The 24,793-nt window shown below is 36.3% G+C and carries 27 protein-coding genes; 16 read left to right on the top strand and 11 right to left on the bottom strand.

Annotation, left to right across the window (positions count from 1 at the left end; translation table 11 throughout):
• Positions 1-14: 14 nt before the first annotated feature.
• On the top strand, positions 15-911 hold the full coding sequence (locus KIK00_RS20290) for a LysR family transcriptional regulator (protein ID WP_255814094.1): 897 nt from the start codon (positions 15-17) through the stop codon (positions 909-911).
• Here KIK00_RS20290 and KIK00_RS20295 read toward each other — a convergent pair.
• Positions 888-1,355, bottom strand: a complete 468-nt coding sequence (locus KIK00_RS20295) for an N-acetyltransferase (RefSeq protein WP_255814095.1) — start codon at positions 1,353-1,355, stop codon at positions 888-890. The genes KIK00_RS20290 and KIK00_RS20295 overlap by 24 nt on opposite strands.
• Positions 1,356-1,790 carry a GNAT family N-acetyltransferase gene (locus tag KIK00_RS20300; RefSeq protein ID WP_255814096.1) on the bottom strand — a complete coding sequence of 145 codons (435 nt, stop codon included), beginning with the start codon at positions 1,788-1,790 and terminating at the stop codon, positions 1,356-1,358.
• Positions 1,791-2,102: 312 nt separating this feature from the next.
• Here KIK00_RS20300 and KIK00_RS20305 point away from each other — a divergent pair, with 312 nt between their 5' ends.
• The 4 genes from KIK00_RS20305 to KIK00_RS20320 all read left to right on the top strand — a co-directional run bounded on the left by KIK00_RS20305 (position 2,103) and on the right by KIK00_RS20320 (position 5,660).
• A complete protein-coding gene (locus KIK00_RS20305; RefSeq protein ID WP_255814097.1) occupies positions 2,103-2,978 on the top strand; it encodes an aldo/keto reductase in 876 nt (291 codons plus the stop codon).
• Positions 2,979-3,083: 105 nt separating this feature from the next.
• The gene (locus KIK00_RS20310; protein WP_255814098.1) at positions 3,084-3,788 is read left to right on the top strand and encodes a DNA alkylation repair protein; all 705 of its coding nucleotides are present in this window, start codon (positions 3,084-3,086) and stop codon (positions 3,786-3,788) included.
• Positions 3,789-3,920: 132 nt separating this feature from the next.
• On the top strand, positions 3,921-4,979 hold the full coding sequence (locus tag KIK00_RS20315) for a nitronate monooxygenase family protein (RefSeq protein WP_255814099.1): 1,059 nt from the start codon (positions 3,921-3,923) through the stop codon (positions 4,977-4,979).
• A gap of 72 nt (positions 4,980-5,051) precedes the next feature.
• Positions 5,052-5,660, top strand: a complete 609-nt coding sequence (locus KIK00_RS20320; RefSeq protein WP_255814100.1) for a hypothetical protein — start codon at positions 5,052-5,054, stop codon at positions 5,658-5,660.
• Between the two features lie 44 nt (positions 5,661-5,704).
• On the opposite strand, the gene murC is transcribed toward KIK00_RS20320, so the two are convergent.
• Genes murC through KIK00_RS20340 form a run of 4 tightly spaced genes read right to left on the bottom strand, consistent with a single transcriptional unit; the run spans position 5,705 to position 8,966 of the window.
• Positions 5,705-7,042 (bottom strand): UDP-N-acetylmuramate--L-alanine ligase, encoded by a 1,338-nt coding sequence (gene murC, locus KIK00_RS20325; protein WP_255814101.1) that lies wholly within the window; start codon positions 7,040-7,042, stop codon positions 5,705-5,707.
• Positions 7,043-7,048: 6 nt separating this feature from the next.
• A complete protein-coding gene (locus KIK00_RS20330; RefSeq protein WP_255814102.1) occupies positions 7,049-7,486 on the bottom strand; it encodes a hypothetical protein in 438 nt (145 codons plus the stop codon).
• A gap of 16 nt (positions 7,487-7,502) precedes the next feature.
• Complete coding sequence (locus KIK00_RS20335) at positions 7,503-8,309, bottom strand: 1-acyl-sn-glycerol-3-phosphate acyltransferase (RefSeq protein WP_047373745.1); 807 nt, start codon at positions 8,307-8,309, stop codon at positions 7,503-7,505.
• Between the two features lie 27 nt (positions 8,310-8,336).
• On the bottom strand, positions 8,337-8,966 hold the full coding sequence (locus KIK00_RS20340) for a CoA pyrophosphatase (protein WP_047373747.1): 630 nt from the start codon (positions 8,964-8,966) through the stop codon (positions 8,337-8,339).
• 425 nt (positions 8,967-9,391) lie between these two features.
• On the opposite strand from KIK00_RS20340, the gene KIK00_RS20345 reads away from it, so the two are divergent.
• The 7 genes from KIK00_RS20345 (at position 9,392) to KIK00_RS20375 (ending at position 14,799) form a co-directional block, all read left to right on the top strand.
• Positions 9,392-10,210 (top strand): RIP homotypic interaction motif-containing protein, encoded by an 819-nt coding sequence (locus KIK00_RS20345; protein ID WP_255814103.1) that lies wholly within the window; start codon positions 9,392-9,394, stop codon positions 10,208-10,210.
• Positions 10,211-10,325: 115 nt separating this feature from the next.
• Complete coding sequence (locus KIK00_RS20350; RefSeq protein WP_255814104.1) at positions 10,326-10,724, top strand: hypothetical protein; 399 nt, start codon at positions 10,326-10,328, stop codon at positions 10,722-10,724.
• A 7-nt stretch (positions 10,725-10,731) separates the two neighbouring features.
• The gene (locus tag KIK00_RS20355) at positions 10,732-11,466 is read left to right on the top strand and encodes a curli production assembly/transport protein CsgE (RefSeq protein WP_255814105.1); all 735 of its coding nucleotides are present in this window, start codon (positions 10,732-10,734) and stop codon (positions 11,464-11,466) included.
• A gap of 11 nt (positions 11,467-11,477) precedes the next feature.
• Positions 11,478-11,888, top strand: coding sequence for a curli production assembly/transport component CsgF (locus KIK00_RS20360; protein WP_077414270.1), 411 nt, complete (start codon positions 11,478-11,480; stop codon positions 11,886-11,888).
• A 23-nt stretch (positions 11,889-11,911) separates the two neighbouring features.
• Entirely contained in the window at positions 11,912-13,033 is a 1,122-nt protein-coding gene (locus tag KIK00_RS20365) for a CsgG/HfaB family protein (RefSeq protein WP_255814106.1), read from the top strand.
• Between the two features lie 39 nt (positions 13,034-13,072).
• Entirely contained in the window at positions 13,073-13,276 is a 204-nt protein-coding gene (locus KIK00_RS20370; protein WP_255814107.1) for a hypothetical protein, read from the top strand.
• Positions 13,277-13,287: 11 nt separating this feature from the next.
• Positions 13,288-14,799, top strand: coding sequence for a carboxypeptidase-like regulatory domain-containing protein (locus KIK00_RS20375; RefSeq protein WP_255814108.1), 1,512 nt, complete (start codon positions 13,288-13,290; stop codon positions 14,797-14,799).
• 257 nt (positions 14,800-15,056) lie between these two features.
• On the opposite strand, the gene KIK00_RS20380 is transcribed toward KIK00_RS20375, so the two are convergent.
• The 5 genes from KIK00_RS20380 to KIK00_RS20400 all read right to left on the bottom strand — a co-directional run bounded on the left by KIK00_RS20380 (position 15,057) and on the right by KIK00_RS20400 (position 19,766).
• Positions 15,057-15,707, bottom strand: a complete 651-nt coding sequence (locus tag KIK00_RS20380) for a response regulator transcription factor (RefSeq protein ID WP_255814109.1) — start codon at positions 15,705-15,707, stop codon at positions 15,057-15,059.
• Positions 15,708-15,920: 213 nt separating this feature from the next.
• Complete coding sequence (locus tag KIK00_RS20385; protein WP_255814110.1) at positions 15,921-16,388, bottom strand: OsmC family protein; 468 nt, start codon at positions 16,386-16,388, stop codon at positions 15,921-15,923.
• 171 nt (positions 16,389-16,559) lie between these two features.
• Positions 16,560-18,119 (bottom strand): ribonuclease E/G, encoded by a 1,560-nt coding sequence (locus tag KIK00_RS20390; protein WP_255814111.1) that lies wholly within the window; start codon positions 18,117-18,119, stop codon positions 16,560-16,562.
• Positions 18,120-18,485: 366 nt separating this feature from the next.
• A complete protein-coding gene (locus tag KIK00_RS20395; RefSeq protein WP_002984212.1) occupies positions 18,486-18,776 on the bottom strand; it encodes an HU family DNA-binding protein in 291 nt (96 codons plus the stop codon).
• Positions 18,777-19,094: 318 nt separating this feature from the next.
• Positions 19,095-19,766 carry a response regulator transcription factor gene (locus tag KIK00_RS20400; RefSeq protein WP_047373763.1) on the bottom strand — a complete coding sequence of 224 codons (672 nt, stop codon included), beginning with the start codon at positions 19,764-19,766 and terminating at the stop codon, positions 19,095-19,097.
• Between the two features lie 180 nt (positions 19,767-19,946).
• Between KIK00_RS20400 and tssO the strand changes: the two genes are divergently transcribed.
• The 4 genes from tssO to tssR are packed head-to-tail and all read left to right on the top strand — an operon-like array spanning position 19,947 to position 24,431.
• Positions 19,947-20,483 (top strand): type VI secretion system TssO, encoded by a 537-nt coding sequence (gene tssO / locus KIK00_RS20405; RefSeq protein ID WP_255814116.1) that lies wholly within the window; start codon positions 19,947-19,949, stop codon positions 20,481-20,483.
• An 11-nt stretch (positions 20,484-20,494) separates the two neighbouring features.
• Entirely contained in the window at positions 20,495-21,019 is a 525-nt protein-coding gene (locus KIK00_RS20410) for a type VI secretion system transmembrane protein TssO (protein ID WP_255814117.1), read from the top strand.
• Between the two features lie 48 nt (positions 21,020-21,067).
• On the top strand, positions 21,068-21,979 hold the full coding sequence (locus tag KIK00_RS20415) for a PKD domain-containing protein (RefSeq protein ID WP_255814118.1): 912 nt from the start codon (positions 21,068-21,070) through the stop codon (positions 21,977-21,979).
• A 46-nt stretch (positions 21,980-22,025) separates the two neighbouring features.
• Positions 22,026-24,431, top strand: coding sequence for a type VI secretion system protein TssR domain-containing protein (gene tssR, locus KIK00_RS20420; protein ID WP_255814119.1), 2,406 nt, complete (start codon positions 22,026-22,028; stop codon positions 24,429-24,431).
• Positions 24,432-24,793 lie beyond the last annotated feature (362 nt).

Consider the following 24,793-nt stretch of genomic DNA (forward strand, 5'->3'; position numbering starts at 1 on the left):
TTAATAATTAAATTATGGTCAATTTAGAATGGTATCGTACTTTTAAGGCGATATATAAAACCGGGACATTGACTGGAGCTGCGGATGCTTTATTCATATCACAGCCGGGAGTGAGTCTGCATTTAAGCTCATTGGAAGCTTATGTAGGATACAAATTATTCGACAGGACCGGTAGAAAAATGATCCCGACAGAGCGTGGGAAAGTACTATTTAATGCCGTTGCTGAACCTATTACCAAACTGGAAGATGTAGAAAAAAACTTCCAGAAATCTACAGAAAAACATACGCCTACCATTAGTGTTGGAATGTGTTTTGAAACTTTTCAGACGACTTTGGAACAATATGTTTCTTCATTGCCTTTTAACCTGATTATCAGTTTTGGAGAGTATCCTGAAATGCTGGATCAGCTGGATAAAGGAATTCTGGATCTTATTATCACCCCGAAAAAAGGGTCTTCACCCAATATAGAACATGAAGCTTTCTCTTCTGAGCAGATTATTTTGGTAGGTGGGAAGGATGTAGATACTGCAGCTTTCAGTAAAGTTTTAAAAACAAAAGACGCAGAGCAGATTGAAGAATGGCTGAAGAACGAAAAATGGTACGGAACCACCGGAGATATGGAACACCTTTTCCAGTTCTGGACCTTGAATTTTGGTCATAAACCGAATTTCCGTCCGAATTATATAGTTCCCAACCTGAATTCAATTATCCGATGTCTGAAAGGGGGAACAGGATTAGCTGTTGTTCCCGATTTCCTATGCAAGAATGATATTGAAAGCGGTGAGGTGAAACTGATCTGGGAAGGAAAGAAAAAGCTGGAAAATACACTGTATTTCGGATGTCGTAAGAAAACGAATTACCAAACCGAAATAGAGCATATTAAAGGCTTATTCCGTCAGGTGATGGGTTAGTAAAACCATATCCCGCATTTGTAAACCGTTTTCATAGATGGGGACTGGATAATTTTCAATAAAAAAATCTTTCAGAATTCCACTTTTGATGAAACCGTTTTTCTCATAAAATCTGATCTGTTGGAAGCCGGTATCCGACGTTCCAACAGTCAGTGTTTTATAATGGTTTTCTTTGGCAATTTCCTTAGCTTTATTCATCAGAATGCTTCCGATTCCTTTGCTTCTGTAGCTTTCAATCACTGCAACATTTTTGATTTCCAGTTCTGTATCACTGATTTTGCATAATGCCATCACCGCAATGTTTTTGATGCCGTCATGTAAAAGATAAATGTCAGATTTGAAAATATATTGGTCAATAGCTTCTTTGGTTTCATCTGCCAGGAGCAGTAAATGATAAGGGATTTCCGAATCAGAATGTAATTGGTTGAATGAAAAAAATTCCATTTACAGACTCATATGAATAAGTGGATAATCCTTTCCTGAGCCGTCTTTTTCTGATCTTCCGATCTTTTTGAAACCCATTTTTTCGTAAAATCCAATCGCTTGAGGATTCTGTTCATTGACGTCCACTTTGGTGAGTCCGGTTTTCTCTTTCATAAACTGATACAATGTTTTACCATAGCCTTTTCCACGCGTATCATTGTGAATGAAAAGCATTTCCAGGTTGCCTTCTGCAACGGAGGCAAATCCTTTAGCTTCGTTGTCTTCAGTAATTAAATAAACTTCCAGGTTAGGAAGATAGTCTCTTGGAATAACTTCTTTAAAATAATTGAAATCCTCTTCAGAAAGAAAATCGTGAGTTGCTTTTACTGCTGATTCCCAGATTCCCATAATTCTCGGATAATCCTCTGCAGTAGCCAGTCTGATGTATTGTGACATGATTTTTTTAATTTAAACAAAAATAGGGAAAATAGAGGTGTGATGCTAGGGGGAAGTGAATTTGAGGATGGAAGATGGAAGGTAGAACTGGGTATGGTAGGTTTTAATGACCACTTATTCCCCTTCTCTGAAGGGGTGGATTTTTGCAAAGTAAAAATACGGGGTAGTTTAACGGAACAAATTTTCACACATTATTAATCACCCATCAAATAACAATTTTTTAACAGGAACAGTAAAATTGGTAAGCAGAGTTTTCAAATTTTTGTTGCAAATTTGTTTATCACTTTATATTAATAATTAAAATAAAGACTTATGCAAAAGAAAACCTATACAGGGCAGCCTGTGGTAACCTTAAATAACGGAGTGGATATTCCTGCTTTAGGCTTTGGAGTATGGCAGATGGAAGACCTGAAAGAGTGTGAGAATGCAGTAATAAAAGCTATTCAGAGCGGATATAGAATGATTGATACTGCTGCTATTTATCAGAATGAAACAGCAGTAGGTGCTGGAGTAAAAAATAGTGGAGTAGACAGAGAAGCTTTGTTTATCACTTCAAAAGTATGGGTTCAGGATCATGGGTATGAAAAAGCTAAAAGTGCTTTTCAGAGAACATTAGACAGATTGCAGATGGATTATCTTGATATGTATCTTATCCACTGGCCTTATGGGGACTTTTTAGGAACCTGGAAAGCTTTGGAAGAATTATATAAGGAAGGAAAGATCAAAGCTATAGGCGTATGTAATTTTACGATCGAGAAACTGGAAGAATTAAAGGCCAATTCAACAGTTTTACCGGTAATCAACCAAATTGAGCTACATCCTGTATTCCAGCAAAAAGAATTACAGGTATATGACAGAGAAAATAATATCATAACACAGCCCTGGAGTCCGCTTGGAAATGGAAACGCCCAACTTTTAAGCAATCCTGACCTGCAGGCGATTGCTGAAAAATATGGTAAAACCGTAGCTCAGGTAATTCTGAGATGGCACCTTCAAGAGGGATTTGTAGTGATCCCAAAATCTGTGACGCCATCGAGAATTGAAGAAAACTTTAATGTATTTGATTTTGAACTGACAGAAGATGAAATGAATGTTGTCCGTTCTTTAGATACAGGAAAAAGGCTATTCTTTGATCCTAAAGATCCTGAATGGGAACAAAAAATGTTGAATTCCGTAGCGGATATTTAATTTAAAAAATACAAATAGAATAACTCCCGCAGTTTTCATGAATGTACAGATCAGGAATCTGAGTTATTGTGAAACCTGCGGGATTTTTTTAATAAATAATAACCCATGACTGCAGCAGAATTCATAGAAACGCTTTCATTATTTAAAAATGAAAAAGAACTCAATAAAGCTGAGAAGTTTTTCAAAGGAAATGATGGAATTACAAAGAGCTTCGGTGTGAAATTCGGAGATGTCTTTACTATTGCTAAAGAGTTTTCTGCGATGCCTTTGGATGAGATCAACAAACTTCTTGACAGTGATTATTATGAAATAAGAATGGGTGCCGTGAGTATCATGGATTTTCAGGCCAGAAGTAAAAAAACAACTGAAGATCAGAAAAAAGACCTTTTTAATCTGTATCTGAAACGCCATGACCGTCTGAATAACTGGGATTTTGTAGACAGGGCGGCCAGAAATATTATTGGGGAATATCTTATAGACAAACCCAGGGATATTTTATATAAACTTGCTTATTCCGAAAGTCCATGGGAAAGAAGGACAGCCATTGTAAGCACTCATGCATTTATCAGAAAAAATGATGTGGAAGATACTTTTGCCATTGCTGAAGTCCTTGTTCATGACCCGAATGAGCTGGTGAATAAAGCGGTGGGAAGCTGGATAAGAGAAGCTGGAAAAAAAGATAAAAAGAAATTAAATCATTTTCTCACTACCTATGTGAAAACAATGCCTGCCATTACATTTTCTTATGCAACAGAAAAGCTTGAACCAACATCAAAATTACATTATAAAGAACTCAGGAAATCAAAATAAATCTTGCTTTGTAATATGTACAATGGATGTTTATCAACAACCTTAAACCCTAAAGCATATTCTGAGCAATATCATATCATTGAATAAAAAGTATTGCTGCTTTCTTCGTACATTTTAATAAAAATAATTCTTATGTTTTGGCCAGATACAATCAGTAAAAAACTAGGGATACAATACCCTGTTATTCAGGCTCCGATGTTTGGAGTAAGTACGGTACATATGGTGGCTGCTGCTGCAAAAGCAGATTGTTTGGGATCATTGGCGCTGGGAGATCTTTCTGCGGACCAGTCTGTTGAATTGATCAGGGAAACGAAAAAACTGACTGATAAACCTTTTGCAGCAAATATATTTGTACATCACATTCCTGAAGTGACCGATGCTTTAAAAGAAAAATTTATTAGAACCAAGCAGTTTCTTGAGCAGCTGGCCAGAGAAAATAATATTGAAGTAGAGTTTCCGGAACTTGAGACGATCAGTATAAACACTTATCATGAGCAGGTAGATGCCATCATTGAAGAAAACTGTAAGATCTTAAGTTTTACCTTCGGGAATCTTGATGATCAGAGTATTCAGAAATTAAAAGATAACGGCGTTACTCTTATCGGAACCTGTACATCTGTGAATGAAGCTTTGCAACTTGAAAAATCTGGTATTGATATTATCTGTGTTCAGGGAATAGAGGCTGGAGGCCACAGAGGAAGTTTTGAGGCAGAGCATATTCTGCAGATCGGAGGTTTATCTTTGCTGTCACAGGTGTATGATCATGTGAATGTTCCTTTGATCTATGCAGGGGGAATTTATGGAATTAAAACATTGAAAGCTGTTAAGGATTTAGGAGCACAGGGCTTTCAGGTGGGAAATCTTCTATTGGCTTCTCAGGAAAGTGCTTTACAGCTTTTTGAAAAGGAAAGACTGAAAAAAGTAAGAGAAGAAGAAATTGTTTTAACAAAAAGTTTCTCCGGAAGATATGCCAGAGGAGTGAAAAATCAATTTATAGAAACGGTTGAAAATTCAGAATATATTTTACCCTATCCTTATCAGAACAAATTGACCAATGCATTGCGTAAAGCAGCAAAATCTTTGCAAAATCCGGAATTTGTAGGAATCTGGGTTGGGCAGTCTATTCATCAGTATAGTGAACTTTCTACAGAAGAAATTTTGGGAAATCTGATCAAAGAATGTGAAAGATAGATCAGGATAGTTTCAATTTGCCTGTAATTTTCTATTTTCGTGAAAGATAAAAACTAAAATCAGCGAAAATAAATGAAATTTTCAGAGGGAATTCAGAGATCACTTCCGTTCGGCTACCTGTTTCTTGTCGTAATGGGAATATTAAAAGAAAGTGTCTTCTATTACCAGATAGGCATTAATATTCTAAAATACTCAACAATTATGGACATCCTAATCAGTCCGATTGCTACCTTAACGGCTCATCCTGTGATATTGATTCTCCTCATCGGTATCATTATATTTTCATTTGCTTTTCCCTCTTTTTTATCAAAACAGGCCAGTAAAAATAAACGTTGGGCATTCCAGATGGCATCTCTCAAAGGACATGAAAATATGAGCAAAGAGGCTATTGAGAATCATTTTACCAATATGTTTGTGAAGTTTCTGGCCATGATGCTGCTGTCTTTCTTTGTAGGAATAGGCCTGGGAGAAGGATTTGGGCTTACCAGAAAGATAAGGGAGAACAAACTTAAATATGACTATAGATTAAACTATGGTGATGATAAGTTTGAACAGGTACATCTGATAGGATCCAACAGCATGTATTATATTTATCTGGCAAAAGGAAATAAAACAATAAAAATAACACCGTTGGGCTCCATAAAAAATATTGAACTGACCAATAACAAGAAAATTGAATGATAATATTTAATAAAAAAGCTTCAGATTATTCTGAAGCTTTTTGTTTATTTTGTTAAATCAAGACCACCAAAATTTCCGGAACTCATCATGAGATAAACACCATCCGTTTTATCCAATGTATTCCAATAGGCATGAAGATCTTCAGCATTTGTGAAAACCTTTAAATTTTCATTCTTGAATTTTTCTTTAATAAACTCAGGAGAAATAGGTTCCATTCTCTTGATCTTCAAAGCATCTTCAGAGTAGAAAACGATAGCTTCATTCAAGCCATCCATTGCATGATCATACTGCTCAAGGAAGGCCGGATTTAAGCTGGAATAGGTATGAAGCTCCAGAAATCCGTATTTCTTATCATTTTTAAACTGCTCCGTGAATGCTTTTACAGCTGCCTTCACCTTGCTTGGTGCATGGGCAAAATCTTTATAAAGTGTTCCTTTATCTTCTCTTTCTACTTTTTCAAGACGCTTGGATGCTCCTTTGAAGCTCATAATAGCCTCATAAAAGTCTTCATCCATAATGCCAAGCTGTCGGCAGATGTGTCTTGCTCCTTCCATATTCAACAGGTTGTGTGCCCCAAAAACAGAAAGAGGAACATCTCCCATTTCAGTTTTTAAATACACTTTACCATTATTGATTTCATATTCAGGAGTTTTATAAGGGATTTTTCTGAAATAGTTCTCTGCATTTTCCACTACTTTCACTACTTCAGCATCTTCTTCATTGTATACCAGAACTCCACCTGCTGTAATACTCGCTACAAACTTTCTGAACTGATCTATGTAATCATCAAATGTTTTGAAAACATTGATATGATCCCAGGCAATACCGCTCATTAATGCAATATTCGGCTGATACAGTAAAAACTTAGAACGAAGGTCGATAGGAGAAGAAAGATATTCATCACCTTCCAAAACCATGAAATCATTATCCTGAGTCAGTTTTACCATACAGTCGAAACCTTCAAGCTGAGCCCCTACCATGAAATCCACATCTTTCTGGTGGAAATTCAAAACGTGAAGGATCATTGAAGTAATGGTTGTTTTACCATGTGATCCTGCAATGACAACTCTGGTTTTATTTTTTGACTGTTCGTACAGGAATTCAGGATAAGAATATATTTTCAGACCCAGTTCTTTTGCTCTTGCCAGCTCAGGATTATCCTGGTGGGCATGCATTCCAAGAATAACAGCATCAATATCCGGAGTGATCTTTTCCGGGAACCAGCCCATTTCCTGAGGCATAATTCCTTTCTTTTCCAAACGGGATTTTGAAGGTTCAAAAATGGCATCATCAGAACCTGTCACCTGATATCCTTTGTCTTTTAATGCAATCGCAAGATTATGCATGGCGCTTCCGCCAATGGCAATGAAGTGGGTTTTCAATTGTATTTACTGTTTTTTAACATTAGTATTAATGACCTGCTGGAAAGCTTCAAGAATGTTGTTCCAGTTGGTCTGATAATTCGGGATGATCATGCTGGCATCTGATTTACTTCCTTCATTTGGACCTTTCTTAACATTGATGGAAGTTGAAATATTGTCGTACAATTTTTTTCGGTCTTCCTGTATTCTTCTGAAATTATTCTGAGAAAGCACCTGATCCAGTTTCTTTAAATCTTCATCAGAAATTTTAAAGTCCTGTTTATATTTTTTACCCTGTCCTTCAAAAGAGTAGTGTACGTTATTACCCTTTATAAGCATGTTTTCATATATAGGAGCATAGCCTCCACTTTTCGAATAGCTGATATCAAAATCCGAATATACCTTTTGGCTGTTGCATGAAACTAATACTATGATTGCGAATAAGATTCCAAGTATTTTGTTCATAATTTTTGTCATTACTTTAATTATTTGAGTCCTTTTGTTCTAATTTTTTAGCTTTAAGTTCTTCATCATAACTGTGTAATAGGTTGAAATCTTCTGTCTGCTCAATGGCAGTCATGATTTTCAGTAAAATTTCCGGTGCTTTTTCATTATCATAATCAATATCCAAAGGGGCTTTGAATTCCATCGTAGGTTTTACACCGGTTACCTTTACGCGGAGCCCTTTTTTATCGAAAGCTCTTCTGAATCCGTTTATTTTGATCGGAATTACGATAGGACGCTGATTTTTCACCAATTTGGCTGTTCCTCTTCGTCCCTGTGCAAAAGCGGAAGTAGTTCCTTGAGGGAAAGTCGCTACCCAGCCATTGTCCAATGCTTTCATAATATTGTCTACCTCACTCATGTCTACCATTCTGTTGACATTTTTCCCTTCAGCTCTCCATGTTCTTTTTACCGTTACAGCACCTGCAATTTTGAAAATTTTGGGAAGAATACCTTTGTTCATGGTTTCCTCAGCTGCTACATAGTAAAAATCGATCTTAGGGTTCAATAGGTAGATCGGGTTTTTTATCGTGTTTAAATATCCGTTATTTACAGCACAGAAAGCATGGTACATTGCTGCCACATCTGCAAAATAAGTCTGATGGTTGGATACAAAAAGTACGTTAGAGTCCGGAAGATCCACAAGGTGTTCTGTTCCGGTTATCTTTAACTTATTAAAGCCGTTGAATCTTCTGTATGATACAACTCCTAAAATAAAAATAATAAACCTTTTCAAAAAATAAGGTGTTCCGAATGCATCGGTGAAAATATTTTTCTTCGCCATCTCTCAATTAAACACGGTAGTGCAAAGTTACATTTTTTTCAGCAACTGGCTGAATTCACTTAATATCATCGCTGTAGCACCCCAGATAATGTATCCGTTGAAATTGATCACAGGAACCTCATATCCGTTTGCATTGGGCAGTGCCATGATTTCGGGGGTATCAGACAGGTTGAGAAAGGAAGTGATAGGAAATTCTATGGTTTCCACAGCTTCCGTCTGCTGAAGAACGAAGGCAGGATTCTTTTTAGTATAAGAAATATAGGGATATACATAAAAATTGCTCGGTGGGATATAAATAGGAGACATTTCTCTGATGATCCTTACATAATGTTTGTCTATTCCGATTTCTTCAGAAGTTTCCCGAACTGCGGTTTCCGCAAAATCTCTGTCCATCTCCTCACGCTTTCCTCCAGGCAGTGAAATCTGCCCACTGTGTCTGTCGTGCTCATTAATCGTTCTTTGAATCAATGGAAAATACCACTCGTTGTCTTTCAGATACAGAACGATATTAACAGCTGCAAATTTGGGATTCTTTGCCAATACTTCATCATAAGTAAAAACAGGGCGGGAGGGAGGTGAGAAAACTCCATGGGCGTGTTCACCGGGAAGTTCTACACTTTTTATTTTTCGTAATAAATCTTTTCCAAAATTTTCCATACCTCAAATTTAACAATATATCTTGAAGAAATAAGGGCCTTAACATTAATTAACCTATGTAATATTAGGATGAAAAGGTGAGTAGTTGTGAATTTTAGCTCACAGATGAAAGGTGAGTTGTTGGTGATCGTAAAGAGTTTAAAACCAGGAACTGTGAAGTTTTAATGCTCATGGTGAATTTTGAAAAATGAATGAAAATCGCAGCCGGAGAAAATGAAGTATTCACCACTGAATGAGCTGTTTATAGTTCTGAAAAAGACTCCCGTATTTTTCCGTAACTGAAAACAATGACTTCCGTACAACGGTAAATAGTGACCCTTACAACTATAAACAGTGACTTTTGAAATTTACACTTTGATGGTGGTTTTTCATTTTTATACAGAGGCTACCTTTGCCTTACTATTAACCAATTAATTTTTACTAAGATGAAAAATTTACTTACAGGTGTACTTACACTATTCGCCATGAGTTTCGGATTCGCACAATTCAATATTGATGTGACTACCCAGACAGGAAACTTAAATGTTGCTACTGTGGATCAAACTGGTCTTTTGAATATCAACTCTTTGACACAGACAGGGAATCGTAATACTGCAGACATTGATCAGGTAGGTATTTTGAACGTTAATACTGCACAAAGTATCGGAAACAGAAACTCTATAGATGTAGATCAGGTAGGTATCGGAAATTCAAACGAAGTAATGCAGCTTGGAAACAGAAACTCTGCTTCAACATGGCAGCTTGGAGTTCTTAACTCTACAGAACAAACTCAGATCGGAAGAAGAAATGATGCTTCTTCGGTACAGGTAGGATTAGGTAACTCTGTCGTTCAATATCAGGACGGAAGAAGAAATGATGCTTCAGCAATTCAGTTAGGTAGTGGTAATGACGCTTATCAAATTCAGTTGGGAAGAAGAAATGATGCCAGCGGACTTCAGATAGGAGCCAACAATGTCCTTGTTCAGTATCAGGATGGTAATGATAACAGTGCTACTCATGCTCAAGTCGGATCAGGTAATATTGCCGCTTCAGTTCAGGTAGGAGATGATAATACATCTGCTGGATTACAGATAGGTAGTGCCAATCAGCTTTATCAGTTCCAGATAGGAGATTCCAATACAGCTATTGACCTTCAGATGGGTAATGGTAACTTTACCTGGGTAGCTCAAAGTGGTACTGGCCATTTCCACTTAGGAGCTCAGGTAGGTAACGGAAACTCAATGATTGTGAATCAATCCAATTAAGCCCTATAACACATACTGTAAATCTTAGAAATTGTAAAGGAGAAACTACAGGGTTTCTCCTTTTTTACCTCCAGTTTTCTCCGGTTTGCATCAGTATCTTTAATACATAGAGGCCATGTTTACTTTAAGATGGAGTGTTTTTGCTCTTTTCATATTATTGCCATTACAGGCACAAGAAATAGACTGGGATAAGATCAACAGCAATACAATCTTTAATCTTATAGCCAGGCAGCAGATTGATCAGACTTCATACGGTACCAATATCATTCAGATGGGTGATTATAACAATGCCGAGCTTTCTCTTAATGCCAGAACTAATATTGCCGTAAAACAACTGGGAGACTTTAATACGCTTTATTTTATCAATTCATTTACAGATAAAGAAACTAAAGCTGCCATTACTGCACAAGGAAACAATAATATTATTGATGTCACGGGAAACAACAGTATTTCGGATGGAATTCAGATCAATGTAAAGGGAGACAATAAAACAGTTTTCATGAGAAACTATTAAAACACAAATGATGAAACTTTTATATTCCCTTAGCCTGAGCACATTTTTTAGCTTCCTGTCTGTATGGACTTATGGGCAGGAAGATAAAAAAATAAACGCAAGGATAGAGAGCAGCCTCCTTGAAAATCAGGTTATACTGAAAGCAATTGTAATGAACAATACCCCTGTTTATAAGGAACTGAATTATCTTTTGGTTTCTATTAAAAAAGGAAACGGCGGGAACCTTTCAAACAATCAGCAGAATGGTAAATTTTCTGTGAATCCCAATGAAGTCAAAATATTATCGGAGATCAGTGTAAATCTTGAATCAAAAGATGCTTTGAAGGCGTTTCTTTATATCAGAGATGAGGAAACACAAAAGCTGGTTGCTAAAGACAGCCTGGAGCTTAACAGTGATCTTTTTAAAAAGAAAACAGCAAAGGTTGAAGAAGATGCGGCTTATGAACTGAGAGGACTTACGATTGATGAAACCAAAACCAAGGTTGGAAAAGATTTTTATGATCTGTTTTATATGCAATACAGCCAGCTTCCGGATAAAAGCAGCAGTGCCGTTACGATTACAGAACTTCCCCTTCGCGGAACAAGCGGCCAGATCAATATCCAGATTGAGGATAAAATTATTTACAGTTTTATGACCAATCCTGCAGAAGATTATTTAAAAGAGCAGCTTGTCTACAGCTTAAAATATATCAAAGAATTTAACGCTAAGAAAAACCTTATTAAAAATGAATTTATCTACTAAAAATGTCCGCCATGAAAACTTTTATCATTATTTTGACCTTTATTGCGGGTATTTTCTACGGAAAATCTCAGCAGCTCGTCTACAAACCGGTCAATCCGGCTTTTGGAGGAGATACATTTAATTACCAGTGGCTTTTAAGCTCTGCCAATGCACAAAACCAATTTGACGAAAAAAATGATTTCAGCGATTTGCTGGATCGTGTAAATTCTCTTGACAGCTTTACCCAGAGTCTCAACAGACAGATTCTCAGTGAACTTTCAAGAAAACTGTTTGATGAACAGTTTGGTGACGGAAATATAAAGCCCGGAAATTATCTTTTCGGATCGCTTTATTTACAGATTACCAATACTAATCAGGGACTTTTAATCAATATTTTGGATACCAGTAATGGCGATCAGTCCGAGATCGTAATTCCGAAATAGGAATAACTAAAAATAAACTTACCATGACAACCTACACTTACACCAGAATCTTTTTCTGTAGTTTCCTGCTATGCATTCTGCAGGCTTGTAGTTCAATATTTGGTTTACCTTCGGATCCCGAAAAACCAACAATGGGTGAGGTTACTTCCTCTACCGCAGAATTGAAAAACCTTCCCCTTCCCAAAGAGAAAATTGTAATAGGGGTCTACAAATTCCGGGACCAGACCGGCCAGTATAAACCTTCTGAAAACGGAAACAACTGGAGCACGGCAGTCCCTCAGGGAACCACCACCATTCTTATCAAAGCACTGGAAGACAGCCATTGGTTTATCCCTATTGAAAGGGAAAATATTGCGAATCTTCTCAATGAAAGACAAATCATCCGTTCCACACGACAGGAATATATAAAGGATGCAGATAAAAACAGTCAGGCACTTCCTCCTCTTTTGTATGCCGGAATTCTTCTTGAAGGCGGCGTAATCTCCTATGACAGCAATATTCTCACCGGAGGGCTTGGAGCAAGGTATTTCGGAATTGGTGCTTCTACACAATACCGTCAGGACAGAATTACTATTTACCTTCGTGCTGTCTCTACCCTTAATGGAGAAATTCTTAAAACAGTTTATACCTCTAAAACTATCCTTTCCACCAGCGTCAACGGAAGTTTTTTCAGATATATTGATACAGAAAGGCTTCTTGAAGCTGAGGTTGGTCTCACCCAGAATGAGCCCGTTCAGCTTGCTGTAACAGAGGCTATTGAAAAAGCTGTAAAATCTCTTATCGTAGAAGGAATAAGAGACAAAATATGGGGGAAAGCAGTGGATACCAATGGAGGATACGAGACTTTAATCAATGAATATAACAGAGAGCAGGAGCAAAATAACGGAAGAGCAGTGGGTGGCAAATATCCGGAGAACTACAGACAGAAAGTTTCAGTATTTGCCAATGTTGAAGGACAGAAAGTGAAAGATGATTATGTAGGCTCTAAAATGAACGTTGGAGGCAAAATAGGATTCAAATATTTCCTTACTCCCTACCTGAATGTAGAAGTGAATGGCAGTTATTTTACTCTTGAAAATTCAAATATTGTGAAAAGAAACTATTTTGGTCCCGAAGTGAACCTGGAATATGTGCTTTTTCCTTAATACAGATTCAGCCCATACATTTACGGTGGAGCTGGAGCCATGTATTCAAAATATAAACCCCAATATAAAGCACAGTTCGGAGGAGGTCTGGAATATATGATCGGCCGGAATGTTTCACTGAGAGCTTCAGCTCAATATGACCTGGGCTTTAAAGATAACTGGGAAGGCCTTGTGAATGGGAAAAGGAAAGATCAGGCCTTACGCTTTGGTATAGGAATCAACTTTTACTTCGGAAACAAATAAAAACACGAATTATGAAAACTTTAATTAAAATACTAAGCATATTCATCTTTGCTTTTTGTCTGTTTTCATGCAATGAAGACCTTGTAGAACAGGCTCAAACAGGAATGTTAAAAGGAAAAGTAGTAAAAAGAGGCAGTAATGTGCCGCTTTCTAATGTGAAAATCTTTACCAATCCTACAACTCAGACGGTTTTCAGTGGTACAGACGGTTCTTTTGAAATCGCAGCCATGCCGGTAGGAAATTATTCTGTAAAAGCAGAGCTTTCAGGATATATTACCAGCTTTCAGTCTGTCAATATACAGAATCAAAATCAAGTGGTAACAGCAGTTTTTGAGATGGATGATGATACGTCATTGAATTCTCCTCCCGCTACACCACAGTTGCTAAGTCCGATAGATAACGCAGTAAATCAACCTTTGAGCGTCGAATTAACCTGGAGCGCAACAGATCCGGATACAGCGGATGTTTTAAAATACAGTTTGGCAATTAAAAATAATCTTGACACTAATGTGATTCAGGTTAATGATTTGACAGCTAATCATTATACGCTTTCAAATCTGAAGTTTGGTGTAAGTTACTTCTGGCAGGTGTCTGTTTCGGACGGCATTCACCAGCCAGTTTTAAGCTCTATCAGTAAATTTACCACCAATACAGTGCCAGCCAACAGGTATCATTATACACAAAAACAGAATGGGAACTTTGTTATCATCTCCAGTGATGATCAGGGAAATAATTTTCAGTTTACCAATTCCTCCTACAACAGCTGGCGACCGCGTAAGAACAATAATGCAGGTCTCATTGCTTTCCTTCGTACAGAAGGCGGAAGTACTCATATTTATACAGCTAATCCTGACGGTTCCAATCCTTTTAAAGTAACCACTGTTGCTGTAGCAGGTTTTAATAATTATGAAATGGATTTTGCCTGGAGTACAAACGGTAAGGAACTTATTTATTCTAATTTCAATAAATTATACAGGATCAATAAAGATGGCAGCGGTCTGAGTCTGGTATATACCACCCCAGACGGAAGTATGATATCCGAATGCGACTGGAGCTACGATGGTAGTAAAATAGCTTTGAAAACCAATGATTATAATGGCTATAACACTAAAGTTTATGTTATAGACATGACGGGAAGTGTCCTTAAAACCGTTTTGTCCGGCTCTCCAGGAGCCAGCGGTGGATTGAATTTCTCCGTAGACGGACAGCTTCTTCTCTTTACCAGAGATGTTTCGGGATATCTGGATGGAAGCGGAAATTACCGACAGCTTGATTCTCATATTTTCATCTACAATCTGGTCACAGATGTAGTAAGTGATATTTCCGCTGAAAGCGAAAAAGTGATGGGAACCAATGACCTTGACCCAAGGTTTTCACCCAATAATGCACAGATCATTTTTATGAACACCTCCAATGATAATATTTCGCAAAGGAATGTAATGGTAATTGATCTTAACAATAGTCTGACAGATCTTACCCGAACTGTGCTTTTCAGCAACGGGGAGATGCCGGATTATGAATAGAGTTCAGGGTTTTAAAGTTTAAAGTTCCAGTTGTGAGCCGGAGATTAGAGATTTGAGTTGTTTGCAGATAAACAATACGGTCAAAGTTATATAAGCTTTTTCATAGCTCAGTTTCTGATCTCTATGTCTCACTTCTAATCTTTGAATAAGGATTAATAATAAGTTGTGCCTGATTCCAATCCATAAGAACAAGTTCAGGCATAAAAAAATTCCAGGCTGTAAAGTCTGGAATTTTTTGAGTTTTTCATTGGGAAATTTCAGTCGATAATATGATTCTCAATAGCATATTTTACAATTCCGACTGAGTTTTTCGCATTGAGTTTCAAAAGAATTCTTTTTCGGTGTGTTTCTACCGTATTGATACTGATAAAAAGTTTTTCAGAGATATCTTTACTGCTGCATCCGTCGCAGATCAGTTTAAGGATTTCCATTTCACGGCGGGTGAGGGGTTCTTTGATGTGGGGATTTTGTTTTCCCTGTTCACTGCTGATGAAATTCATCATTTTTTCCTTTGCATGATCACTGATATAGATCTCATTAAGGAGTAAAATATTAATGGATTTCAGGAACTCATCATATGTACAGTTTTTGTCCAGATAACCTTTGATGCCTTTGTTGAAGAGCTTCCGCATATCTATCACGTCATAAGAGCTTCCTATGAGAATGATTTTGGTGTTTTTATGTTCAGAAATAATGCTTTCTACCAACTTGCAGATTTCAGTAAGCATGAGCATGTTTGAGCTCATGACAAGCATTTCCGGTGGTTCTTCTTTTAAGTGTTTGGAGAGGGTTTCTAAAGAATTACAAATGTCAATTGTGCTAAAAATTTTGCTTTGTGTAAGCAGTCTTGATAATCCCTCGGTATAAAGCATGGGCTCATCAAAAATGGTCAATCTTGGTTTCATCATGGTTTGTTTTGTTTATATAAAAATAGGAAAAAAACTTCATATTTTAAACAAAATTGTTAAATAATTTTAATTTATGTTGTTTTTGTTAGTGGTAAAATGTTATTTTTATTAGTTATTTAATAAATAATTCTCTTTTGGTGGAATTTTTTGGAGTTATTATTGTTAAAACGTATTATTCATCATTGTTTTTGAAGTTTGCTTTCAAATGTGGTATCATATAACTAACATGGTAGGGATATGCTTTACCGGAAAATTAACCGAGTTGGCAATGAAGCAATATTCATTGGCTGTATGATGAAGCTGTTCTGCTTTTTCCTTCATAGATTCTTCTGCAACGGTTACTGTAGGATGTAGAGTTACTTCTGTAAAATATCCGCTTCCGCCGGCTGTTTCTGCCATTATACCTGTTGCTTCATCGGTATAATCTGTTACAATAATGCCAGCCTCGGAACAAAAATGAAGATACCACAACATATGACAGGAAGAAAGTGAGGATAGAAACATCTCTTCCGGATTGTATTTCGTTTTATCACCGCGGAATGCCGGATCAGATGAACCTTCAATAACAGCTTTGTTTTCTGCTGAAATAGTATGGCTTCTTTCATAATTTCTATATCCACTGGTTCCGGTTCCCTGGTTTCCTGTCCATTGGATGGTGATTTTGTAATGGTGGTTTTTCATAATTAAAAGATAAAAGATATGTTGTTAAAATTCAATAGAGGTGGGCTTTAGTCCACCTTTAAAAGTAAGAAATTCACCGGCTTTAGCCAAAACTTACATTATAAATCATACTTCAGGTTCTCAAAGGAGTAATAAAAAAAACCTCCAGTACAACTGAAGGTTTTAAATTTTTTAATTAGAGAATTCTATCAATTCTTCTTTTTTAGCATTGTAGATTTTGTATTCTAGGTATTTAAAAGAATCCCTTGGAACGATAGTTACCCATTTTTTGTATTTGATAAACCATTTCATCTGGATACTTTTGATGCCTTTTGTAAGGTAGGCTTCCACAAATGGGTGTACGTGCAGGTAAATTTTTCCTTTTTCTTTCTGCAGTATGGTTCTTAAGGTTTCACCCATTCTTTCCACGATAACAATAGGAGCTACAATTTCTCCGTCTTTGTTCGGGTTTTCTTCTTTGGTGTCGATCTGCTTTTCCGGACGGTTTCTTTGTCTGGTGATCTGGATCAGCCCAAATTTACTAGGAGGAAGGATTTTGTGGCGTGCTTTGTCGCGCTTCATTTCCTCTTTCAGATGCTCGTAGAGATCTCTTCTGTGATCAGAATTCGGCATGTCTATGAAATCGATTACGATGATACCTCCCATATCGCGGAGGCGAAGTTGTCTTGCGATCTCAGTAGCAGCCATTTTGTTCACTTTCAGTGCATGTTCTTTATTGACAGCTGTTCCGGTGGTAATATTGTTACCGGAGTTGACGTCAACGACGTGAAGTGCTTCTGTGTGTTCAATAACAAGATAGGCGCCTTTGGAACTTGGAATGTTAACGTGTTTTCCGAAGCTCTGCTTAAGCTGTTTTTCAACATTGTAATATTCCAGAAGAGGAATATGGGAATCATAAAACTGGACAATATTTTTCTTTTCAGGGGCAATTACTTCCACGTAATTTGTCATTTCATTCACCATTTGCTCGTCATCGCAAAAGATATTAACGAAATCCTGATTAAAATTGTCTCTTAAAATAGCTGAAGCTTTGTCTTCTTCGCTTAAAACTTTGGACGGAACTTTATTTCTCTGGATGTTTTTAAAAGTGGTTTCCCATTTCTGAACCAGCTGGTTCATGTCATTATGAAGATCCGCTACTTTTTTTCCTTCGGCTACAGTTCTGATAATTACTCCGAAACCTTCAGGTTTTATGCTGTCAATAAGGGTTCTTAGCCTTTCCTTTTCTTCAAAGCTTCGGATCTTTTTAGAAATAGAAACTTTATTGTCGAAAGGGATCAGAACCAGAAAGCGTCCTGTCAGAGAGATTTGGGTAGATATTCTTGGGCCTTTTGTAGAAATTGGCTCTTTAGTGATTTGCAGAAGAACTATATCATCCTTGGCGATCACCTTATCTACCGTTCCATTTTTGTCTATTTCGGGTTGTATCTCGAAATTCTTTAAGCTTGAAGTGCTTTGTTTTTTAGAAATAGTATCTTTTAAAAACTTTCTGTATGTAAGATACTGAGGTCCCAGATCCTGGTAGTGCAGAAATGCATCTTTGTCATATCCGATATTGACGAATGCTGCATTCAGATTAGGTGCCAGTTTTTTTACTTTTCCTATAAACAGATCTCCAACTATAAAATCGCTTTTGTCCTCTTGCTCATGAAGTTCACATAGTCTTCCGTCTTCCAGTAGTGCAATCTTTGTAAGATCATCTTCATGCGAAACTATTAGTTCTTTCTTCATTTTTTAATAAGATAAAATTGTTAAGATTATAGGAAGTGGATGTTTTCTCGATTAATTCATCTATTAAATATAAGGATTTTGAATGAAAACCATTATATGTTTATCAAAATAATATTTGAAACCATCTGCTTTCCGCGGAATCTTATAGTTGCAAACAAAAATATAGTTAGTGAACTTTAAGAATTTAAATTCACCAACTATATTATTATATTGTAAATCTCGAGAAGAAGAGATTATTTTTTCTTATGTCTGTTTGCTCTTCTTCTTTTCTTTCTTTTGTGAGTAGCAACCTTGTGTCTTTTTCTTTTCTTTCCGCTTGGCATAATTTTAATTTTTTAGTAACTAGTTAATATTCAGTTAATGTTCTTATTTTACTGCAACTTTAGTTTTTACTTTCTCAACAAAAGATTTTGAAGGTTTGAAAGCAGGAATGTTATGAGCAGGAATCTCAATTGCAGTGTTTTTAGAAATATTTCTTCCTGTTTTAGCAGCTCTTGTTTTAATGATAAAAGATCCAAAACCTCTTAGATAAACGTTATCCCCATTATACATAGAAGTTCTGATCTCCTGCATAAAAGCTTCTACAACTTTCTGTGTTTCATTCTTTTCTGTTCCCAACTTATTTGAGATGGTGTTTACCAATTCTGCCTTTGTCATTTCCTTATTTTAATTTTAAATTTTAGGTGTGCAAATTTAGTTAAAAAAATTGAATACTAGCAAATTAGTGGCAAAATATTTTTATTCAAATCGTTGAGCTTTTAATGTATATGCTATATTAAGGCGGGATTATAATAATTTAACAATAAAATAATCTAGCGGTATAAAGGTACAAAAAATATAATGAACAAAATTTAATATATGCCCGTAGTGATAGGTTTTGCAGGGTTTTCTTACTTTGTATTAAGTATTCTTAAGCCCCCTCAGTTTCCACCAGTTATCCGGAATTTTAAATTTTTAAATCTGAAATCAGAATTTTTATAAACTGGAATTGTAATATCCGTTTTCTACGCAGAAGCGTATAAGGTGAAGCTTGGTTTTCAGTCCCAGCTTCTCTGTAAGACGGTTAATATAAGTATCAATAGTTCTTGTGCTCAGGTTAAGTTTTTCTGCAATTTCTTTATTGCTGAATCCTTCATAGCAGAATCTCATCAGCTGGATTTCAGCCGGAGAAAGCTCTTCCTGACCCTTTTTCTGCCTGTCCATATATTCCTGTACGGCAAGGGGCTGCTGCTCCCATTCTTTAGAATATGTTTGGTAATCAAAGTCTTCGGAAGCAATACTTCCTTTAATAATATCTTTTATTATTGTGCTTTTTTTCTGACAGTAATATATATTAGGAATTTTTGAAAGAATTTCAGCCATATCTTCCTGGTAAGTGCCGGAATAGGTAATAATAGGAGTTTCTGTGTTGTTTTTTCGGATGTATTTGATGGCTTCAATTCCGCTTAAAACCGGCATAAATAGCTCAATGATGAACACATCCTCCTGTCTTCTGTAGATTCTGTTTACCAGCTCGTGTCCATTGTTACAGTCATTCAGAAGCATATAGAAAGGATTCTCCATGAGTGTTTTGATCATTATTTTTTTAAAATAAAAATCACTGTCAGCAATAGAAAAACGTACGGTATTGGATAATATTTTACTCATTCTTAATGATCGATTTGGCGAATGATATTTAAAATTTAGAGGTCTAATTTATGAAAAACTTATCAAAGTGAAAATTAATATTAATTTAATCAGGGTTTTCACGAAACAGGTCTGGGGAAACTACGTATTGTGCATGAATTTTTTTTTTTATATTTTCACAGGCCAAACAAATCGCAAATTATGTCTTCTAACAGGGAAAAAAAATTAAACAAATCTGACGTCAGAATAGGCATTTGGAAGTTTATTCTGTCTTTTGTTGTTTTGTCGGTTGTAACTTTTACGTGTTTATTTCTCTTCTTTAAGAGTTATGATATACAACGTGAGGGGATAAGCCGGGAAGCTGAAGCCTATAAAGAACTGATGCTTAGAAGTGACGTTCTGAAAGATCACATTGATGATATTTATGACAAAATGAACCAGCTTAGTATTAATAAGGTGGAGAATGAGCTATTCCTCAGAACCAGCATTATGGATAACGTGAGAGATGCCAAAAACATTATGGGTAAAGACAGTGCGCAGAACTTTAAGCATTATGCCATACTAATGAAGCAGATAGTGCCTATGATGACCTTAAAGGCTAAGATCATTGAGGTAGAGTATAAGAAAAAAACCGTTTTAAGGGATCTGGATGAATGCATGGGTAAAATAAAAGTAACCAATAATGAGCTTAGAAAAGACCCTACAAGAAATTTTACAGGAAGTAAAAGAAGAAGATAAAAAATAAAGATATGCAAGGACAAATCACATTATCAAAGAAAGAAAGGCATTATCAGTTTTTTTATTTAATACTGATGCTTGTGACTGCCATGTTATTTTTGGGAGTAATCTTTTTAAAAGGTTTTGTATCTCCATTTTCTGACGAAGATGTAAGAGGGATTCAGAATCTTGAACAGAAAGCTGAATTTGAGCATCATCAAAAAATTATTATTCCTATTATGGACAGTACTTATACGATGATCACAAAGCTTACCGATGACAGTCCACAGCCTTTTATAGAAAATAATATTCAGTTAGGGGTTAATGATATCAACAGCTATTTTAGCAGTACCGATGTTATTGATATCAGAAAAGATGCCTATCCTCAGATTGCAAAATTCTATAAAATGTACTATGATGACAAAAAAGTTATTTCAACCACTTCGGAAGACATTAAAGTTTTTCAGAAACAGGTGGATGAATGCAGAATCGGATTTAAGGATAAACAAAATAAGCTTTATCAGCGTGAGCAGGATTTGAAGGCGAGAGTACAATAAATACTAAATACCAGGAATTTTATATAAAACACATCACAATTATTAACTATGAATTATTTTCAAAAGAACAAGAAAAACATTATTATCGGTGTTGTTGCAACTTTGCTCATCGCAGCATTGGTTGCTTTATGGCTTCAGAAAAAAGTTATCCATTCAGCCGATGATATTGTTGGGGTAGTTTATCCGTCTTCACTGGCGGTAGGAGACACACTTTTATTTGAAGACAAAACCCAGTTTGCGAAAACCAAAAGATGGAATTTCGGAGACGGTACAACTTCAGATAAAAACAGTGGGATTCACTTCTATAATAAACCGGGGTACTATCAGGTAAGTTTGATCGTTGACAATAAGTATACGAAATCTTTCCCTGTAATGGTAAGCGCAAGAAGCGTTCAGAAAGCAAGAGATACTGCAAAAAATGCAACTACTATTGAGGCTGTAGCTCAGGCTATGCAAAATGAAAGTGTATCTTTCCGTGCCATTTCTGATGCAAAAGTGTTTGCATGGAAATTCGGAGAAACAGGGAATACAGATTCTAAAGATAAATTTACGATCTATTCTTATAAAAAGCCCGGAGATTATGTGGTAACGCTATACACAGAAGAAAGTCAGGAGCCTATCTATCACCATATCAAGATCCTTCCGGCTTATGATGCTCTTGCAGAAGAGGAAGTGTCAGTAGAAGATTCTTATGCTAGGGTAGATAGTGATTTCAAATATCACCTGCAGCAGATCGCCAATGGAAATAGTTTCAATATGCATTACAATTACCTGTTGAAAACCTATCTGTGTAACAATGAAAACACAGTAGTAAAAGTAAATGACAGCAAAGTGAACAACTTTTACATGTATTGTGCAGGCCTTCAGTTTGACAAAAACACGGTGATTCAGACTGTGAAAGTGAACCTGGATGATAAACAGGAGTGTGTAACTAAAGTAGAAATCAACCAAAGCAAATAATATCATCCGGCTTTTACGGATGCGCCAATCATTAAAGATAAATAGGATGAAAAATAAATTTCCTCTAGCAGCATATTATATAGGGTTATCAGTATTATTAACGAGTTGCCAGGTAAAACTGCCATCAAAGAAAACCCCGGAGCCGTCACAGTATGGGCAGGTGGATGCTTCCCCTGTCGTTAACGGTTATCCTAAAAAATCAGCGCCATGGATCGTTATTTCAGACAGATCGAGAAATACAGCTTATCTGGATAAAGATGATGAGAAATCTTACAAAGAAGTAAAATTCCTTGAACCTTTAATGGTTTTAAAACATAGAGACGGAATGGTAAAAGTAGCGGAATATGTTCCGGATGCTTTAATGAAAAAAGTCTCGTCAAAATCTATCAAAACATATGGATGGATTCCGGAATCTGATCTTCTTCTTTGGAACAACGCTTTAAAAAGTGAAAAAACAGGGTATCCTGTAAGAGTAGCCGTAGTACCAAGTAACAGCGAAGTCATCAAAAATGCCGAAAGATACTATAAGAATGACTCTATTATGGTGTTTAATTCACCAAGTCTTATTGAAACAGCCAATGTAAAGATTCCAAACGGACAAATTGTATATGTCTACAAACAGGCTGAAAACAACAAACGATTTTTAGTAGGTAAAAAACCTTCAATTGATATAGACAGCATCGGCAAGGGGCTTTACGGATGGGTAAGCTCTAACGTGATTTCCAGCTGGGGAGAACGTTCTGCAATTAAACTGAAAAATACAACAGGGATCAACGATTCTACGTTAGGAATCTATGAAGGATATCCGGGAGGATCTGGATCAGATGCCGAAAATAAAAAAGCAGTTCTTCTTACAGATGTTAACAAAAGAACACAGCTTGAGAATATCTTTCCTGTAAACCTTCCATTGGAACAGGCTCCAACCCCGGATTCGAAAACAAAATATTTTACCAATATTTTAGATTACAGCAAGAACTTTGTATCGAACGTATTGGGTGAACCTATTTATTTTGACCGTTACAGAGAGATCACAGAAAGAGATAAAAATATTAATATTGTTTTTGCATTGGATGTAAGTGCAGGGAATGCACCTTATGCACCTATTGTAAAGTCATTACTGCAGGATCTTCAGCTTAGATTTGAAAAACCATCTTATTTTAACAATGTTAAATATGGAGTGGTTTTATATAAAAATAATCCTTGCGGAGAAAATATTTCTGTATCCAACTTAAGTGCAGACTACAGCAAGATGACGACATTTATTGATCAGAAAACGAATGAGATGAACTGTGCAAGCAATAGCGGATATCAGCCGGTAGGTGAAGCTCTTACTGCAGCCGGGAATCTTCTTTCAAACGTATCTGATGAAACCAATATTGTAGTCACTGTGGGAACTTCTGCCAACCAAAGTGGAAATATGTACAGTGTAATCAGCTCACTTACTCAGGCTCAGGCAAGACTGATCATGTTCCAGACAAGTGCAAGATCATCTGATACTTACAACGATTTCGTATTGATGGCAGAAAATGTTGTTACCAATACAGCCAAAAATATTGCTGAACTTAAAAAGCAAAAGATCATCAACCAGTATGATGTTCTTACTAAAAATAACTTCAGTCTGGTAGAGGGTGATGCAGGATTCTTCTCATTGGCTTACCCTAAACAGAGTATGTCTCAGGGATTTGTTATCTTCCCTAAAAAAGGTGATATTACAACTCCCGGATTCCTGAAAAAATCTGTTGACAGCCTTATTTCACAGGTTACTTTAGATAACCAGAATATTGATAAATCACTTAATGAATATTTCCATTCATCGGTAGGAGCAGGAAAAACAGATGTTGATGTAAAATATAAATATCTGTATCCGGGGCTTACCAATCCAGTATCTGCAGGAATTGCGGCACAGCTGATCAACTACGGAAGCCCATTCCTTGTAAAAGGATACATTCCAAAAGATCTGAAAGATTATACTCCTGGAATAGAAAAAGGAATCCTTATTTCTGAATCGGAATATGACAACTTAAAAGCTTTCTATACCGAAGTATACAGAAATACTCAGGCAGACCGTCCAGACTTTAATCAGGCAAGAGCAGTGAAAGAATATGTGAAGCTGCTGAAGAAATATAACCCGACTATAAAATTCCTGGATAAAGGAGCTCTTTATGAGCAGCCAATGTCTTATGCTATTGGAATGAGTACAGGATTTGATCTTTCTGAAGAGGAACTGATGGCTAAGTACAAACTGAAAGGTTGGAAAAAATCGAAGGTTGTCCCTAGTGAGACCGTGAAAAACTATTTCTATCACTACAAAAATCTAGCAGACAGAATGCTTGCCAACAGAAATAACCCAGCTGTAAAGATTCAGCAGAACGGGCAGACTTTCTACTGGCTTAATGAATACTTTACTCCTTCAAGAATTCCGACGGAACAACCGGAATATACAAAGCATTAAGAAATTCATTTTTTATAATATCAAAAGCAGAAGTACACACTTCTGCTTTTTTTTTGTCCAAAACCGAAAGTAAAAAAGTTGAATCGAATAAACCTTAAACTTTAAACCTTGAATCTTGAACCCAAAATTCACAGCAAAGCGAATTGATCATTCATCATTCACCTGTAATTTCTCAATTATTTCTCTCCATAGTGTAAAACTGTTTTTTATCTTAAAAATGGGATTTAATTTAAATTGCTGTGTTGGTGAGTGTTGAGATGTAGTGTTTAAATCTATTGTCGTAGAATTACGACAAGAAATCGTAGAACTACTACAATTTCTCAGATTTATATTGAAAAGTTTTTTTTAGCGAAGAAGAGCCT

The organism is Chryseobacterium sp. MA9 (assembly GCF_024399315.1).
Taxonomy (GTDB): Bacteria; Bacteroidota; Bacteroidia; order Flavobacteriales; family Weeksellaceae; genus Chryseobacterium.

Excerpts from the sequence above, each read along its gene's own strand:
- KIK00_RS20330 (WP_255814102.1), bottom strand. The coding sequence starts at position 7,486 with ATGAACAAAATACTTGGAATCTTATTCGCAATCATAGTATTAGTTTCA.
- KIK00_RS20290 (WP_255814094.1), top strand. The coding sequence starts at position 15 with ATGGTCAATTTAGAATGGTATCGTACTTTTAAGGCGATATATAAAACC.
- KIK00_RS20295 (WP_255814095.1), bottom strand. The coding sequence starts at position 1,355 with ATGGAATTTTTTTCATTCAACCAATTACATTCTGATTCGGAAATCCCT.
- KIK00_RS20380 (WP_255814109.1), bottom strand. The coding sequence starts at position 15,707 with ATGATGAAACCAAGATTGACCATTTTTGATGAGCCCATGCTTTATACC.
- KIK00_RS20360 (WP_077414270.1), top strand. The coding sequence starts at position 11,478 with ATGAAAACTTTTATCATTATTTTGACCTTTATTGCGGGTATTTTCTAC.
- KIK00_RS20340 (WP_047373747.1), bottom strand. The coding sequence starts at position 8,966 with ATGGAAAATTTTGGAAAAGATTTATTACGAAAAATAAAAAGTGTAGAA.
- KIK00_RS20365 (WP_255814106.1), top strand. The coding sequence starts at position 11,912 with ATGACAACCTACACTTACACCAGAATCTTTTTCTGTAGTTTCCTGCTA.
- tssO (WP_255814116.1), top strand. The coding sequence starts at position 19,947 with ATGTCTTCTAACAGGGAAAAAAAATTAAACAAATCTGACGTCAGAATA.
- KIK00_RS20390 (WP_255814111.1), bottom strand. The coding sequence starts at position 18,119 with ATGAAGAAAGAACTAATAGTTTCGCATGAAGATGATCTTACAAAGATT.
- KIK00_RS20310 (WP_255814098.1), top strand. The coding sequence starts at position 3,084 with ATGACTGCAGCAGAATTCATAGAAACGCTTTCATTATTTAAAAATGAA.
- KIK00_RS20305 (WP_255814097.1), top strand. The coding sequence starts at position 2,103 with ATGCAAAAGAAAACCTATACAGGGCAGCCTGTGGTAACCTTAAATAAC.
- KIK00_RS20410 (WP_255814117.1), top strand. The coding sequence starts at position 20,495 with ATGCAAGGACAAATCACATTATCAAAGAAAGAAAGGCATTATCAGTTT.
- KIK00_RS20370 (WP_255814107.1), top strand. The coding sequence starts at position 13,073 with ATGTATTCAAAATATAAACCCCAATATAAAGCACAGTTCGGAGGAGGT.
- KIK00_RS20415 (WP_255814118.1), top strand. The coding sequence starts at position 21,068 with ATGAATTATTTTCAAAAGAACAAGAAAAACATTATTATCGGTGTTGTT.
- KIK00_RS20375 (WP_255814108.1), top strand. The coding sequence starts at position 13,288 with ATGAAAACTTTAATTAAAATACTAAGCATATTCATCTTTGCTTTTTGT.
- KIK00_RS20350 (WP_255814104.1), top strand. The coding sequence starts at position 10,326 with ATGTTTACTTTAAGATGGAGTGTTTTTGCTCTTTTCATATTATTGCCA.
- KIK00_RS20300 (WP_255814096.1), bottom strand. The coding sequence starts at position 1,790 with ATGTCACAATACATCAGACTGGCTACTGCAGAGGATTATCCGAGAATT.
- KIK00_RS20400 (WP_047373763.1), bottom strand. The coding sequence starts at position 19,766 with ATGAGTAAAATATTATCCAATACCGTACGTTTTTCTATTGCTGACAGT.
- KIK00_RS20385 (WP_255814110.1), bottom strand. The coding sequence starts at position 16,388 with ATGAAAAACCACCATTACAAAATCACCATCCAATGGACAGGAAACCAG.
- KIK00_RS20335 (WP_047373745.1), bottom strand. The coding sequence starts at position 8,309 with ATGGCGAAGAAAAATATTTTCACCGATGCATTCGGAACACCTTATTTT.
- KIK00_RS20320 (WP_255814100.1), top strand. The coding sequence starts at position 5,052 with ATGAAATTTTCAGAGGGAATTCAGAGATCACTTCCGTTCGGCTACCTG.
- KIK00_RS20315 (WP_255814099.1), top strand. The coding sequence starts at position 3,921 with ATGTTTTGGCCAGATACAATCAGTAAAAAACTAGGGATACAATACCCT.
- KIK00_RS20345 (WP_255814103.1), top strand. The coding sequence starts at position 9,392 with ATGAAAAATTTACTTACAGGTGTACTTACACTATTCGCCATGAGTTTC.
- KIK00_RS20395 (WP_002984212.1), bottom strand. The coding sequence starts at position 18,776 with ATGACAAAGGCAGAATTGGTAAACACCATCTCAAATAAGTTGGGAACA.
- KIK00_RS20355 (WP_255814105.1), top strand. The coding sequence starts at position 10,732 with ATGATGAAACTTTTATATTCCCTTAGCCTGAGCACATTTTTTAGCTTC.
- tssR (WP_255814119.1), top strand. The coding sequence starts at position 22,026 with ATGAAAAATAAATTTCCTCTAGCAGCATATTATATAGGGTTATCAGTA.